Below are 16,121 nucleotides of genomic sequence, written 5' to 3' on the forward strand. Positions count from 1 at the left end.
GAGGGGACGAGTGGGCGGTCGGCGGACTCATGACCTGCGCCACCGGTCTCGGAGAAATCCGCGGCTGTGTTCCACTTCCTGTGCCGCGGCCAGTTGTGCCTGGGCCTGGTCGAGCTGCGTCTGCAGGGCGGTGATGCGGAGCCAGGCGTCGTGCTCGCTCTGTGCGATGCGCTGCGCCGCCTGCTGTTCGGCCTCTTCCGCGCGCCGACGGGCCGCCTCGGCGGACGCGACCTGTTGCGTAAGGGCGTCCTCGGCGTCTCGCAGGCGGGACTCCATTTCGGCGATGCGCAGTTGAGCACCCTGGCGGTACTCCTCGCGTGCCGACGCGGCGGCGCGTTCCCGTTCGGCGGCAGATGCCTTGGCGTCGTTCAGCCGTGATTCGAGGTCCGCGATGCGTGCCTCGGCACCCTCGCGGTACTGGCGCAGCCGCAGTTCCAGGACGCCGGTCCGGTCCCGCTGCTGCTGCGCCGACCGGGCGGCCTCCTCTGCCTTCTCGGCCCTGTCCAGCACCGACCGGTACGCCGCGTGGTGCTGTGCCTTGAGCTGTGCGACGTGTACCTCGGCCTCGGCCCGGACGCGCCGTTCGCGCCGGAGCAGGAGGGCGTCCATGCGCGCGAACAGCACCTCTTCCCACCCGTCGAGTTCCCGCTCGGCCTCCGCCCGGACCGCCGCGACGCGCTCTTCCGCGACGCGCCGCTCCTCGCTCAGCAGACGCTCCTGTTCCCGCGTCAGTGAGACGCACCGGGCCTCGTCGGGGGCCGGGTCATCGGCAGCCGGCCGCTCGGGCCCCGCCGACGGCTGTGCCTCCTGCACGGGATCCGTAGGTTCGGACGCCTGGTTCTCGTCCCTCGCGCCGTCCATCGGAGCCTCGGGCGTGCCGACGCCGTTGCGGACCCTTTCCGCCGTGGAACCGACCGGCTGCGGCGATGCCGCCACGAACCCTCGGAGCGCGTCACGCACGGCGACCCGTGACTCGGCCCGCACGAGAGGGTTCGTGGCCAGGTACGCGCGGGGAGTCACCCCGGCCAGCACGCCGGCGGGCGACTCGAAGAAGTGCTCAGGTCGCAGCCCTCTCTGCTTGACCGCGGTGAAGACGTCCACGAGCGTTTCCAGGGCCTGGATGACGGGGCGATCGAGCGTGCCCCGATGGCGTGCCGCCCGCACCACGGCATCGGCGGCCGGCGCACCGAGGAGCACGGAGAGCTGCAGATGCCCCAGGGCCAGCAACGCGTACTCGGCGAGCCAGGACACTCCCCCGCCCAGCGGCGGTTCCGTCAGCGCCAGAGCCTGGTCCCAGTCGGCGGTGGTCTGCGGGGGCGCGACGGGGGTGTCCGTCCCGGCGTGGTCGGTTGCCTGCGCTGTCGTCGTGTCCGCGACCGTCTCCACTTCCGCGTCGGGCCCGGGCACCTGGGGAGCGTCCGTCTCCACTCCTCGCGTCCGCTTCGGCGTCTCCGCGTCCTCGTTCCCGGTGGACGCGACGGCGAGGAATTCGCGCAGGGCGTCCCGTACAGCCAGTCGGGACTCGCGGTTCACCAAGGGTCTGCGTTCCAGATAGGCGCGGGGCGTCGCCCCGACGAGCGCTTCCGCGGAACGGTCGAGGAAGTCCTCCGGCGTCCGCCCGGCACTCACCAGGGCGTCGAAGACGCGGCGCAGCACTTCCAGCGCCGTGAGTACCTCACGCGGCAGGCGTCCGGCTGCACGGGCATCCCTCACCGCCCTGTCGGCGGCCGACCGGCCCAACACTGCCGCCAGGCCGTCTTCGCCGAGCGCCGCCCGTGCGTAGTCGACGAGCCACCAGAGCTGTTCGACGGGTGCCTCGGCCATGCGGCAGGCACGCTTCCAGTCGGCTGCGACGACAGCCGGCGCCACACCGGAGTTGACAGTCTCCTCGGTGTGAGCGGCGGCACGGGGGTCGACCGCGTCCTCGACGTCGACAGCCACCTCGGCGCGGGCGTCGTCATGGGCGTCCATCGTCACCGCGTGTTCGGGCTCCGCATGTCCGGGCTCCACCTCGACGATCGGGACGGCATCGGTCTCCTCGGCCTGTTGTCCGGCCAACCGGGCCAGGCGCTCCGCCCTCACCTTGCGCAGCGTGAGCCGGATACGGACGGACCGGGCCACCTGAGCGGAACGGTCGATCCGTGCCGCCCTTTCGGCCTCGGCGGCGCGTTCCGCCGCACGCTCGGCCTTCTCGCACGCGGCCTCGATACCGACGAGGCCCGCCTCGCGCAGCCGGACGCGCAGCGCCGGTCGCGCCTTGCCCTCGATCTGCCGGATGCGCTCTCTCGACACCCCGAACTCGCGGCCCAGTTCGTCCAGTGTCGAGGGCTCGTCCCCGTCGAGCCCGAGCCGCCGCACGAGGATGCGCGCCTCCCGTTCGGTGAACGTGTCCACCACGGCCAGCACGTCGTCCGCAAACAGGGCACCGACCACCTGCGTCTCCACCGGCGGCAGGGTGTGGGTCTCCCCCACGAAGTCTGCCAGTGTCACCCCGTCGCCGATGATCCGGTCCAGGGAGTCGGTGCGGTGGGTCAGGCGTCGGATCTCCTGCACCTTCTGCAGGGTCATGTCGCATCGCACCGCGACGTCGGCGTCGCCCGCACGGCGCCCCTCGGCGGCGAGGGCGCGTTCGGCCCTGGCGACTTTCCGCATCTGTTCGTGCATGTGCACCGGGACGCGGATCAGCGCGCCCTCGTCGGCGATGGCCCGGGTGATGCCCTGACGGATCCACCAGGTGGCGTACGTGGAGAACTTGAAGCCCTTGGCGGGATCGAACTTCCGGGCGGCCCTGAGCAGGCCGAGGAAGCCGTGCTGGAGGAGGTCCTCGTAGTCGAGACCCTGCTCCAGATGGTGCCTCGCCAGGGCGTGCACAAGTCGCTGGTTGTGCAGGACGAGGCAGTCCCGTGCCCGGATTCTGAGGTCGTCCGACGGAAGGGCCGTCAGCTCGTCCTCGGTCGGTTCCTCGGCGATGCGGTCCGGTCCGCCCCGCACCAGCACGGCCAGACCCACCTCGGCCTGCGCGCTCAGCAACCGGCTGCCGGGGTTCCGCACGCGTCGGTCCGTGTCCAGGACGGCATGCGCCGCGGCCACCGACTCCGCGAGGTCCCCCTGCACCACCGCTTCAGCGGGCGGCTCCTCCAGGTCCGGCCCGTCGGCTTCGGCGTCCTCCGGATCACCGGCTGCGAAGCCCTCCCCATCGCCGGTGGCCTCTCCTACCGCCGCCGACGACGACGTTTGCGCCTCACCGGCTTCCTCTCCCTCCCCGGCGCCCCGCTCCCCTTCCGGCGCCCGCACCGAGGTCTCCGCCCGCAGCCGCGCGGCCTCCCGCGCGCTGAGTCCGGCGAGCCGCACCACACCGTCGATGACCCGCGAGGTGACGTGGCCGTCGGCGTCCGCGTACCGGGTGAGCAGGTGGCGCACCGGAGTCAAACGTGGGAACACACTTTCCCCACAGTTCTGTGCAACCTTTTCACCGTCTCGGTGGTCGCCTTCTGTGTGCATGTGCACGTCCCGCACGGGCAGGCCCAGCCGGGCCAGCTCGTGCCGCAGTCGCTCCCGCTCGGCGTCCCCCAGGGCGAGGTTCCGCACGCTCTCGGCGAAGACGCGTTCCGGTACGACACCCTCCACGGCCGCACTCCGCAACTGCGTCAGCAGCGCGCCGAGCGCCGCACGCAGAGCGGACGCGCCACTGTCGTCCGCAGGCAACCGCGCCATGAGTCCCCTCCCACCGATTCCGCAGCAACGCTAGGGGTGTCGCGTTGATGATGTCAACAGATAGATTCGCTATACCTCTATCACCTTTTCGTGTACGGTGGCGCCCACTGCCGCTTGCCCTCTGTCACGATGAGTGGGCGCAGCGACACGTGAGGGGGTCCCGTCGGCCCGGGGCAGGGCAGGACGCGGGGACGTGCACGAGGGACGAAGGAGCGAGGGGCAGTGAGCCAGGAGCTGGTCGACGGCAGGTTCCGCATCGGACAGGTCATCGGCAGGGGCAACATGGGGGAGGTTCACCGCGCCGAGGACCTGCACGCCCCTGAGGGCACTCCCGAGCGCGCCGTGGCCGTCAAGACGATCCTGCGCCGCCGCACCGGCTCGCAGATCGACACCGGTGGTGACACCAAGGCCGTGCAGCGCTTCTCCCGCGAAGTCCGCATCACCCGCAGGTTGCGCCATCCCAACCTGACCCGTCTCGTGGCGGGCGGCATCGACGACCAGTCGGGCGGCCTGCCCTACCTGGCGATGGAGTTCCTGGACGGCGAGACGCTGCGCGACCTGATCGAGGAGGAGTCCCAGCTGCCCGTCTCCTGGGCCGCCGCGATCGGCGCGCAGATCGCGGCCGGCCTCGCGGCCGCCCACACCGCCGGTGTCGTGCACCGCGACCTCAAGCCGGCGAACGTGATGCTCACGCAGGGCGGCACGGTCAAGGTGCTGGACTTCGGCATGGGCAGCATCGCCGACGACCCGGACCAGACCCGGCTGACCAGCACCGGCGTCAGCGTGGGCACCGCCCGCTACATGGCCCCGGAGCAGTGCCAGGCCAAGCAGGTGACCCAGGCCGCCGACCTCTACGCGCTGGGCTGCGTGCTGTACGAGATGCTGGTCGGCGTTCCCCCGTTCACCAGCGAGTCCGCGTACGAGCTCGCCGACCGCCATGTGAACCAGCAGCCGGCCCCGGTGCGGGCGATCCGCCGCGAGGTCCCGGTGGAGCTGGCCCGGCTGGTGGAGCGTCTGCTGGCCAAGGATCCGGCGGACCGCCCCGCCGACGCGGTGACCGTCCGGGAGGCGCTGCTGCCGCTCGCCGTGGCCGACGCGGGGGCATCGCTGCTGCCGCACTGGGCTGCGCTCGACCCGACCGTGCCCGTGCGCGATGCGGCGCCCGCCCCGGCCTCCGCCCCTGCTACCGCCGACGCCGACGACGAAGACGAGGAGCCCACCGCCGCGCAGGGTCCGGCCGCCGGAGCCGGCATGGACGTCTTCGGCGTCCACCGGGCCCTCATCAAGGACTACCGCTCCTTCACCGAGGGCGGCACCGTCATCCGTGACGACCGCATCGCCGGCTTCGTGGAGCAGGACCTCGACGACAAGTCGCAGTGGCCGGACCCCTGGCTGTCGCTGAACCCGTTCTTCCAGGGCGGCGGCACCGTCGTCGAACTCGCTCAGCAGAAGGTGCTGCACGCCGAGTGCGCCCGTATCTTCCAGGCGAAGAAGACCGAGGGCGGCACCGTCTGCGACGGCCGCCCGCTCACCCTCCACCGTCACCAGCGCGACGCCATCGACGCCGCCGCCTCCGGCGCCTCGTACGTGCTGACAACCGGCACGGGATCCGGCAAGTCCCTCGCCTACATCGTGCCGATCGTCAACAAGGTGCTGCACGAGCGGGACGAGGAAGGCCCGAACGCCCCCAAGCGCGTGCGCGCGATCATCGTCTACCCGATGAACGCGCTCGCCAACAGCCAGCTGCGCGAGCTGGAGAAGTACCTGCGCGACGGATACGGCACCGGGAAGGAGCCGGTCACCTTCGCCCGTTACACGGGCCAGGAGGACGACGAGAAGCGCAAGGAGATCCGCGACAATCCGCCGGACATCCTGCTCACCAACTACGTGATGCTGGAGCTGATGCTCACCCGCCCCGCCGACCGGGCGAGCCTGATCCGGATGGCGCGGGGCCTGGAGTTCCTGGTCTTCGACGAACTGCACACCTACCGGGGCCGTCAGGGCGCCGACGTGGCCCTGCTCATCCGCCGCGTCCGCGAGGCCTGCCAGGCCGAGGAGCTTCAGTGCATCGGCACCTCGGCGACCATGTCGACGGAGGGTACCTGGGAGGACCAGCGCCGTGTGGTCGCCCAGGTCGCGAGCACCCTGTTCGGTACGAAGGTGCGGTCCGAGCACGTCATCGGCGAGACCCTGGTCCGCGCGACCCGCGAGGCACCCGACACCGTCCCGGCCGAGCGCCTCACCTCCCCCGCCGCCCCGCGCGCCTACGACGACCTGGTCCGCGACCCGCTGGCCCGCTGGATCGAGAGCCGCTTCGGCCTGGTCCAGGACGCGGAGTCCGGCCGCCTGGTCCGGCAGCAGCCGGCGAAGATCGAGATCGCCGCGAAGGAGCTCAGCGAGCAGTCCGGCGTGCCCGAGAAGGACTGTGTCGCCGCCATCCGCGCCACCCTGGAGGCGGGTTCACAGGCCCGCCACCCGCTCACCGAGCGGCCCCTTTTCGCGTTCCGGCTGCACCAGTTCCTCTCCAAGGGTGACACCGTGTACGTCACCCTGGAGGACAAGCTCTCCCGCCACCTCACCCGCTCCTACCAGCTCGAACAGCCGGGCAGCGGCGGCAAGTTGCTGATGCCGCTGGCGTTCTGCCGGGAGTGCGGCCAGGAGTACCTGACGGTGTGGCGCACCGAGAAGGACGGCGAGGTCCGTTACGAGGCCCGCCGCGACACCTCGGCGACCGGCGGCCGGCAGGGCGACGGCTACCTGTACGTCGACCACGAGCGGGAGTGGCCGTCGAACGTGCAGTACGCCGTCGACGACCGCCGGCTGCCCGAGTCCTGGCTGGAGGTGGACGACCGGGGCCAGGAGATCGTCAAGCGCACCTACCGCGACCGGGTACCGCGCGCGGTCACCGTCGACCCGTACGGCCAGGAGGGCCAGGGCGAGCTGAAGGCCGCCTTCATCCCGTCCCCGTTCCTCTTCTGCCTGCACTGCGGGGTGGCGTACGAGCAGACGCGTGGCCGTGACTTCGCCAAGCTGGCCACGCTGGACCAGGAGGGCCGTTCGTCGGCGACCTCGCTCGTCTCGGCGTCCATCGTGCGGTCGCTGAAGTCGGTGCCGGAGGAGGCCCTGGACAAGGAGGCGCGCAAGCTCCTCACCTTCGTCGACAACCGGCAGGACGCCTCCCTCCAGGCGGGCCACTTCAACGACTTCGTGCAGATCACCCAGTTGCGCGGGGCGCTGTACCGGGCGGCGCTGGACGCAGGCGAGGACGGCCTGCACCACGAGGAGCTGGCCTCGGCCGTCACCAACGCCCTCGCACTCGCCCCCGGCGACTACACGGGTGACACGGACCTCTCCCCCGGCCTGGCCCGCAACGCGGCCCGCACGCTGCGCGACATGGTCGCCTTCCGGCTCTACCTGGACCTGGAGCGCGGCTGGCGCATCACCATGCCCAACCTGGAGCAGACGGGCCTGCTGGAGATCGACTACGAGGACCTGCACTGGGTGGCCGGAAAGCAGGACCGCTGGGAGACCACGCACCCCGCGCTGCGGGACGCCGACCCGGCGCTGCGTGCGGAGATCGTCAAGGCGCTCCTCGACGAGATGCGCCGTTCGCTGGCGATCGACGTGTCCTTCTTCCGCGACGACACCTTCGAGTCGCTGCAACGGGCCACCGAGGAGCGGCTGGTGGACCCGTGGGTGCTGTCGGCCGGTGACAAGCCGAAGGTCGGCACGGCGTACCCGCACCCGTCCCGGCCGGGCGCCGACCGGGCCAGCCTGTTCCTGTCGGCGCGCGGCAAGTACGGCAAGTACCTGAGGCGCACGGACGGTTCCTTCGCAGGGCTGGACCAGGACGACCTCCAGCTGATCATCGCCCAGCTGCTGACGGTGCTCACCAAGGCGGGCCTGGTGAAGGAGGTCGAGACCGCCCCGCAGCGCCCCGGCCGCTTCCGCCGCCCGTCAGGACCGACGACGACCGGCTACCGGGTCGCCGCCCAGTCGCTGGTCTGGCGGGCGGGCAAGGGCGAGTCGGGCGCGCACGACCCGCTCACCCGCACCTACCAGAGCGGCGACGGCCCGCGCATCAACACCTTCTTCCTCAAGCTGTACCGGGAGACCGCCGACGCGCTCGCGGGCCTGTTCGCCCGCGAACACACCGCACAGGTCGCGCCGGAGGACCGGGAGAAGCGCGAGGAGGCTTTCCGCAAGGCGGAGTTGAAGCTGCTGTACTGCTCCCCCACGATGGAGCTGGGCGTCGACATCTCCTCGCTGAACGCGGTGATGATGCGCAACGTCCCGCCCACGCCTGCCAACTACGCCCAGCGGTCCGGCCGTGCGGGCCGCAGCGGCCAGCCCGCGCTGGTGACGACGTACTGCGCGACGGGCAACAGCCACGACCAGTACTACTTCCGCCGCTCGGAGCGCATGGTCGCGGGCGCGGTCGCCCCGCCCCGCCTGGACCTCGCCAACGAGGACCTGGTCCTCTCCCACCTCCAGGGCATCTGGATCGCCGAGGCGGGCCTGCGTCTGGGCCGCTCCATCCCGGACGTGCTGGACGTGTCCCACCCGGACACCGGTGACCGTCCGGACCCGGCCCTGGAGCTGCTGCCCGACATCCTGGACGCCTCGCACGACGACGGCGCGCAGCGCCGCACGGTGGACGCGGCCCTGGCCGTCCTGGGCCCGCTGCTGAAGGAGTTCGCCGACACCACCTGGTGGCACGACGACTGGATCCAGGACAAAGTGCGCACGGTCCCCGAGCGCTTCGACCGCGCCTTCGACCGCTGGCGCAGCCTGTTCCGCGCCGCGCTGGACGACCAGTACGTGCAGAACAAGCGCCGTCTCGACTACAGCCTCACGGAGACCGACCGCAACCGCGCCAACGCCCGCCGCCGCGAGGCGGAGACACAGCTCAACCTGCTGATGAACGAGAGCGTCGACAGCAAGTCGGTCCTCTCGGACTTCAACCCGTACCGCTACCTGGCCTCCGAGGGCTTCCTGCCCGGCTACAGCTTCCCGCGCCTGCCGCTGGCCGCGTACATCCCGACGATCGGGCGCCGCCGCGGCGACGGCGACTACCTCCAGCGGCCCCGTTTCCTCGCCATCCGCGAGTTCGGCCCCGGCTCGCTCATCTACCACGAGGGCGCCCGCTACCAGGTGACCCGCATCCAGCTCCCCCCGGACTCCTCCGGCGAGCTGACCACGGGCGAGGCCCGCCGCTGCACGTACTGCGGCTACCACCACGACCCGAAGGACCGCGAGGACCGCTGCGGCTTCTGCGACGAGCCGCTGAGCTCGGCGACATACGGCCTGCTGCACCTGCACACCGTGTACACCACGCGCCGCGAGCGGATCTCCTCGGACGAGGAGGAGCGGCGCCGGGCCGGCTTCCGGCTGGAGACGTCGTACCGCTTCCACGACCACGGCGCCCGCCGGGGCCGCCTGAACGCGACGATCGCCGACGCGGCGGGCGGACAGCTCGCCGAGATCGCCTACGGCGACTCCGCGACCATCCGGATCACCAACACGGGCCGGGTGCGGGCCAAGAAGGACGAGCCGCCGGGCTACTGGCTCGACCTGGCCGACGGCCGCTGGATGAACGACAAGGACGCCTCCGAGGCCTCCGGCGACTCCAGCGAACTCCCGGTGATCGACGCGGACGGCAACGAGCGGCGCCGCAAGAAGCGCGTCATCCCGTTCGTGGAGGACCGCCGGAACATCCTCGTCGTCACCCTCGACGAGGCACTGCCCGAGCCGGTCGCGCTGACGCTGATGTACGCGCTGGAGCGGGGCATCGAGGCGGCCTTCGAGCTGGAGGACGCCGAGCTGACGGCGGAACTGCTGCCGCCGGACGACGGTCCGCGCCGCCGCATCCTGTTCATGGAGGCCGCGGAGGGCGGCGCGGGCGTCCTGCGCCGCCTCCAGGCGGAGGACGACGCCCTGGCCAAGGCGGCCCACCGCGCCCTGGAGATCTGCCACTTCGCCGCCGACGGCACGGACGAGGGTGGCAAGGCCCACCGCGGCGACCGCGCCTGCGCGCTCGGCTGCTACGAGTGCCTGCTGACGTACGGCAACCAGCTCGACCACGCCCGGATCAACCGTCACACGGTGGCGGCGCTGTTGGTGCGCTTCGCGTCGGCGACGGCGACGCGGGAGGCGCGCGGGGAGTCGCGGTCGGAGCAGTACCGGCGGCTGGTCGCCGAGACCTCCGCCCCCTCCCCGGCCGAGCCGACGGTGGTGGAGGCCGCCGCGGCTGCGGAGCTGGTGGAGCAGGGTGACTTCCTGGGCTGGGTGAAGGCCAAGGGCCTCAACCTGCCGACGGAGACCGGCGCCCTGCTCACCGAGGCCAACGCGATGCCCGACTACGTCTACCGGCAGCCGGGCACGCGCCTGGCCGTCTTCGTCGACCTGCCGGACACGGAACAGACCGCCCTGCGCGACGAGGACGCCGAGGAACGCCTCTTCGACGCCGGCTGGGAGGCCGTCCGCTTCCGCCCCGGCGACGACTGGAACGCGCTCGCCGGCCGCTACGCCGACTGCTTCGGCAACCCGACCACCAACTGACCGCCCGCACTTACCCTGCCTCTCCTTTCCGAGGATCTGACGACTGACATGGCACTCACGTACTCCGCAGGCTCCCTGGTCACCGCACGCGGCCGGGAGTGGGTCGTACTCCCCGAGAGCGAGCCCGACCTGCTGGTGCTGCGCCCGCTGGGCGGCTCGGACGACGACATCGCGGCGGTGTTCCCGGCCTTCGAGACGGTGAAGGGAGCCGAGTTCGCGCCCCCGGAGCCCGGCGACCTCGGCGACCAGCGGGCGGCCGGCCTGCTGCGCACGGCGCTGCGCGTCGGCTTCCGCTCGGGCGCGGGCCCGTTCCGCTCACTGGCCGGGATCGCGGTGGAGCCGCGCGCGTACCAGCTCGTCCCGCTGCTGATGGCGTTGCGGCAGAAGACGGTGCGCATGCTGGTCTCCGACGACGTCGGCATCGGCAAGACGGTGGAAGCGGGCCTGATCGCGAGCGAGTTGCTGGCGCAGGGCGAGGCGACGGGCCTGGCGGTGCTGTGCTCGCCCGCGCTGGCGGAGCAGTGGCAGCAGGAGCTGCGGTCGAAGTTCGGCATCGACGCGGAACTGGTGCTGTCGTCGACCGTCTCCCGTCTGGAACGGGGCCTGGACCTGGGCCAGTCGCTGTTCGACAAGTACCCGCACGTGATCGTCTCGACGGACTTCATCAAGTCCACCCGCCACCGCGACGACTTCGTACGCCACTGCCCCGACCTGGTCATCGTCGACGAGGCGCACACGTGCGTGACCTCCGACGACTCCAAGGTGAGCACGCAGAACCAGCTCCGCTACGAGCTGCTGCGCCGTGTCGCGCAGGACGCCGAGCGGCACCTGCTGCTGGTGACGGCGACCCCGCACAGCGGCAAGGAGTCCGCGTTCCGCAACCTGCTGGGCCTGGTCAGGCCGGACCTGGCGCACGTGGACCTGGACTCGGAGAAGGGCCGCAAGCTCCTCGCCCAGCACTTCGTGGCCCGCAAGCGCGCGGACGTACGCCAGTACCTCACCAAGGAGGACGGCCTGGCGGACGACTCGCTCGCCGAGCGCACGGCGTTCCCGTCCGACCGCTACTTCAAGGACGAGACGTACAAGCTGTCCCCCGAGTACCGGGCACTGCTCGACGACGCGATCGCGTACGCGAGCGAGCGCGTGGAGGAGGCGGACGGCCAGGGCCGGCGCGAGGCCCGTATCGCCTGGTGGTCGGCGATCGCACTGCTGCGCTCCCTGGTGTCGTCGCCGAGGGCGGCGGCGCAGACCCTGCGCACCCGGTCCGCGGCGGCGGTGGCCGCGTCGGCGGAGGAGGCGGACCGGCTCGGCGCCCCGCTGACCAGCGACTCGGCGGACAGTGACGCACTGGAGGGCATGGACGTGGCCCCGGGCGCGGAGACGGAGGAGCACGCGGGCTCACGCCTCGCCGAACTCGCCGAGCGGGCCCAGGCGTTGGAGGGCCCGGCGCAGGACCTGAAGCTGAAGGCGCTCATCAAGCACCTCAAGGCCCTGCTGGCCGACGGCTACAACCCGATCGTCTTCTGCCGCTACATCCCGACCGCCGAGTACCTGGCCGAGCAGCTCGCCAACGACCCCGAGGCGAAGAAGCGCAGTCCGCTCGGCGTGAAGACGGTGGTGAAGGCGGTCACCGGCACGCTCTCCCCGCAGCAGCGCATCGACCGCATCGAGGAGCTGGCGGCGGAGGCCGGTGAGGACGCCGCCGCGCGCCGCGTCCTGATCGCCACCGACTGCCTCTCGGAGGGTGTGAACCTCCAGCACCACTTCGACGCCGTCCTCCACTACGACCTGGCGTGGAACCCGACCCGCCACGACCAGCGCGAGGGCCGCGTCGACCGGTACGGGCAGAAGCGCGACGAGGTCCGCGTCATCACCCTGTACGGCGACGACAACGGCATCGACGGCAAGGTCCTGGAGGTGCTGATCAAGAAGCACCGCCAGATCAAGAAGGACCTCGGTATCTCGGTGTCGGTGCCGGACGAGATGTCGACGGGCGTGACGGACGCGATCGTGGAGTGGCTGCTGTTGCGCGGCCGGCAGGGCGAGCAGGAGGCGCTGTTCGAGACGGAGTCGTTCCAGCAGAGCTTCGCAGACCTGGAGAAGGACTGGAACTCGGCGGCCGACCGGGAGAAGGCGTCCCGTTCGCGGTTCGCACAGCGTTCCATCCACCCGGAAGAGGTGGCCCGCGAGGTCGCCGCCGTGCGGGAGGCATTGGGCGGCGCTGGCGAGATCGACACGTTCGTACGGGAGTCGCTGAACGCCCTGGGCGCGGCCCTGCGCGACTCCGGCCAGGACTTCACGGCCCAGGTCGGCGGCACGCCGATCGGCCTGCGGGACGCCCTCGCCCCGGTCGTCGGCGCGGAGACGGTCGAGCGGGACCGCCCGATCCCGTTCCGCTCGACCCCGGCGGTGGCCCGGGGCGAGGCGGCCCTGGTCCGCACGGACCCGGTGGTGGGCGCGCTGGCGTCGCACGTGCTGAACGCGGCGCTGGACACACAGGCGGACGGCGCACGCCCGGCCCGCCGGTGTGGCGTGGTGACGACGGACGCGGTGACGACACGTACGACGCTGTTGCTGGTCCGCTACCGCTTCCACCTGACCCTGCCCTCGCGCAACGGCGAGAAGCAGGTGGTCGCGGAGGACGCCCGTCTGCTGGCCTTCGAGGGCGCCCCGAAGAACGCGGTGTGGCTGCCGCCGGAGCGCGCGGTGGAGCTGCTGGACGCGCGGGCCACGGAGAACACGGCCGCGGCGGCCGGCGAACGCACCATGACTCGCATCCTGGATCAACTGGGCGAGGCGACGCCGTACCTGGATTCGTACGGCGACGAACTGGCCGCCGAACTGGACGCCTCCCATCGCCGGGTTCGCGCCGCCTCCGGCGAGATCGTCCGGGGCCTGTCTGTCACGGCCCAGAAGCCCGCCGACATCCTCGGCACCTACGTCTACCTGCCCGCAGCCCTCTCCCCCGTCTCCGCTTCCGCTGCCTCTGTTCCCGCTGGAGTGTCCGCCTGATGTCCGCCACCACCCGCAACCAGGTGTTCACCGCCGTCCACACCGTCGGCGGCCTGCTGCCGGCCGACATGCTGGTCCGCATCTCCGAGGGCAAGGACGTCCCCGGCTCCAAGCCCGCCGACTACGGCATGCCGTCCTCGCGCTCGGTCCGCGACGAGGCCGAGCGCAGCTGGGAATACCTGAAGCCGCTATGGCGCGACCTGCGCAAGCACCTGCCCGAGGACACGGAGACGGGCGTCCCGGCCACCGACCCGACCGGCCGCGCCGACACCGACTGGCTCGCCCCGCTCTGGCGGGAGCTGGGCTTCGGCCGGCTGACGCCGGTCGGCCCAGGGGGCATCACAGCCAACTCCGACGCGGAGAAGAAGTTCCCGGTCTCCCACCGCTGGGGCCACGCCCTGATCCATCAGACGGCCTGGAACGCCGAGCTGGACAAGCGCCCGGCCGGCGCGGGCACGGTCCCGCCCCAGTCGATGCTCCAGGAGTGCCTGAACCGGACGGAGGCGCACCTGTGGGGCGTCCTGACGAACGGGCGTCAGGTGCGGCTGCTGCGCGACTCCAGCGCGCTAGCCACGGCGTCGTACGTCGAGTTCGACCTGGAGGCGATCTTCGACGGGGAGCTGTTCAGCGAGTTCGTGCTGCTGTACCGGCTGCTGCATGTGTCGCGGTTCGAGGTGGCGGAGGGGGCGGCGGCGTCCTCGTGCTGGCTGGAGGCGTGGCGGACGGCGGCGATCGAGACGGGCACCCGTGCCCTGGAGAACTACCGGTACGGCGTCCAGCAGGCGCTCGCCGCACTCGGCACCGGTTTCCTGCGCCATCCAGACAACACGGAACTGCGTGAGAACCTTGATCCGGCGGCCCTGCAGTCGGCGCTGCTGCGACTCGTCTACCGGCTGATCTTCCTGTTCGTGACAGAGGACCGCCGAGCGCTCCCCTCCCCGGACGCCGACGAACAGGCCCGCGACCGCTACACCCGATACTTCTCCACGGCCCGGCTGCGTGAGCGGTCCCTGCGCCGGCAGGGCACCACGCACAGCGACCAGTACGAGGCCCTCCAGCTCGTGCTGACCACCCTGGGCGACGAACAGGGCCGCCCGGAACTGGGCCTGCCGGGCCTCGGCGGCCTGTTCAACGACACGGCGGCCGACGCACCGCTCGCGGGCGCCCGGCTCGCCAACCGGTACTTCCTGGAAGCGGTGCGGCACCTCGCCCGCGTCCGGGACGCCGAAGCCGCCCGCTGGCGGACCGTGGACTACCAGCACATGGGCGCCGAGGAACTCGGCTCGGTGTACGAGGCCCTGCTGGAGCTGGTGCCCAAGCACAGCGCGTCCGACCGCACGTTCGCGCTGGTGGACCGGGCGGGTAACGACCGTAAGAAAACCGGTAGTTACTACACCCCCGCGGCACTCACCGAAACGCTCCTCGACTCGACGCTGGACCCGGTGATCGACGCCGCCGTGAAGCGCGGCGAGCAGCGGGCTTCCGCCGAGGGCCACCCCGACCCCGCCGACACCATCGTTGAGGAACTGCTGTCCCTCACGGTGTGCGACCCGGCCTGCGGTTCGGGCCACTTCCTGGTGGGCGCCGCCCGCCGCATCGCCAAGCGGGTCGCCTCCGTCCGCGAGCGCAACCCGGAGCCCACCGCCGAGGCGGTGCAGCACGCCCTACACGAAGTCGTGGCACAGTGCGTCTACGGCGTGGACCTCAACCCCATGGCGGTGGAGCTGGCCAAGGTCTCCCTGTGGCTGGAGGCCATGGAGCCAGGCCGTCCACTGGGCTTCTTGGACGCCCACATCCGGCACGGCAACGGTCTGATCGGCGCGACGCCAGCGCTGATGAAGGACGGCATCCCCAGTCGTGCGTTCAAGAAGACGGAGGGCGATGACGAGGCCTGGGCGAAGCGGTTGTTCGCTGAGAACGAGAAGGAGCGGGGCGGGCAGGGCCTGCTGTTCGAGGTGGAGGAACGCGAGCCGAATGTCGCCAACACGGCATTCGCGTCCGGACTTCGCCGTATCACGTCCGCTCCTGCCCACACCCTGGCTGACGTACGGCGCAAGGAGGCCGCGTTCAAGGAGTGGGCAACTTCCGGCGAGTACCTGAGGGCGCTGCATCTCGCCGACGCGTGGTGCGCCGCGTTCGTGTGGGTCAAGCAGGAGGACGCGCCACTGGCAGTCACCCACAAGGTGTTCCGGGGCCTTGAGGATCCCGAGGCCGACGCGGCTCCGCAGTCGACGCACAATGAGATCATCCGCCTGCGCGACCAGTACGCCTTCTTCCACTGGCACCTGGAGTTCCCTGAAATCTTCACTGTCCCCGACGAGGGCACGGCGGAGGCAACGAAGATCGACCCCGCGACAGGCTGGGCCGGCGGATTCTCGTGCGTGGTGGGCAACCCGCCGTGGGACAAGGTCGACTTCGAGGACAAGAAGTACTTCAGCGTCGTCGACCCGGACATCGCCGCGATCTCCGGCACGGCGCGGCGGACGCGGATCGCGGAATGGGAGGCCGAGCATTCGGAGGCGGGGGCGCGGTACCGGGAAGCGCGGCGGACAGTCAAGGGGACATTTCATTTCGCTGGGGACTCGGGGGTATTCCCGCTGTGCGCTAAGGGGCTGACGGTCAAGGGCGTCAACTCGCTCCAGACGGACACCTTGTTCGCCGAGCGGATGACGACGATCGTGGCTCCCGAGGGGCGGCACGGCCTGATCCTGCCAACGGCGATCGCGACGGGTGCAGGATCAACGTCGCTTCCGTAGTGTGATCTTGGTCGGGTAGGGTCCTGATCTTGTGGCGAGCGGGCACATAGCTGGTGAGACGTATCCCGAGCGGACGCG

3 protein-coding genes and 1 pseudogene are annotated in these 16,121 nt (G+C 71.3%); 3 read left to right on the plus strand and 1 reads right to left on the minus strand.

The features are described from left to right. Positions 1–27 precede the first annotated feature (27 nt). Positions 28–3,714 carry an RNA polymerase sigma factor RpoD/SigA gene (locus tag ACIF9R_RS18100; protein WP_399980740.1) on the minus strand — a complete coding sequence of 1,229 codons (3,687 nt, stop codon included), beginning with the start codon at positions 3,712–3,714 and terminating at the stop codon, positions 28–30. Between the two features lie 222 nt (positions 3,715–3,936). Between ACIF9R_RS18100 and ACIF9R_RS18105 the strand changes: the two genes are divergently transcribed. From ACIF9R_RS18105 to ACIF9R_RS18115, 3 genes and pseudogenes are all read left to right on the plus strand, one after another. Beyond that, a complete protein-coding gene (locus ACIF9R_RS18105; protein WP_399980743.1) occupies positions 3,937–10,275 on the plus strand; it encodes a protein kinase in 6,339 nt (2,112 codons plus the stop codon). A gap of 48 nt (positions 10,276–10,323) precedes the next feature. Then, a complete protein-coding gene (locus ACIF9R_RS18110; RefSeq protein ID WP_399980746.1) occupies positions 10,324–13,287 on the plus strand; it encodes a helicase-related protein in 2,964 nt (987 codons plus the stop codon). Beyond that, a pseudogene (locus ACIF9R_RS18115) lies at positions 13,287–16,037 on the plus strand (Eco57I restriction-modification methylase domain-containing protein); the annotation flags it as partial. The gene ACIF9R_RS18110 and the pseudogene ACIF9R_RS18115, both read left to right, overlap by 1 nt. Positions 16,038–16,121: the final 84 nt, after the last annotated feature.

Source organism: Streptomyces sp. NPDC086080, assembly GCF_044540255.1.
In the GTDB taxonomy this organism is placed as follows: Bacteria; Actinomycetota; Actinomycetes; order Streptomycetales; family Streptomycetaceae; genus Streptomyces.

Coding starts and splice junctions, on each gene's coding strand:
- ACIF9R_RS18100 (WP_399980740.1), bottom strand. CDS start 3,714: ATGGCGCGGTTGCCTGCGGACGACAGTGGCGCGTCCGCTCTGCGTGCG.
- ACIF9R_RS18110 (WP_399980746.1), top strand. CDS start 10,324: ATGGCACTCACGTACTCCGCAGGCTCCCTGGTCACCGCACGCGGCCGG.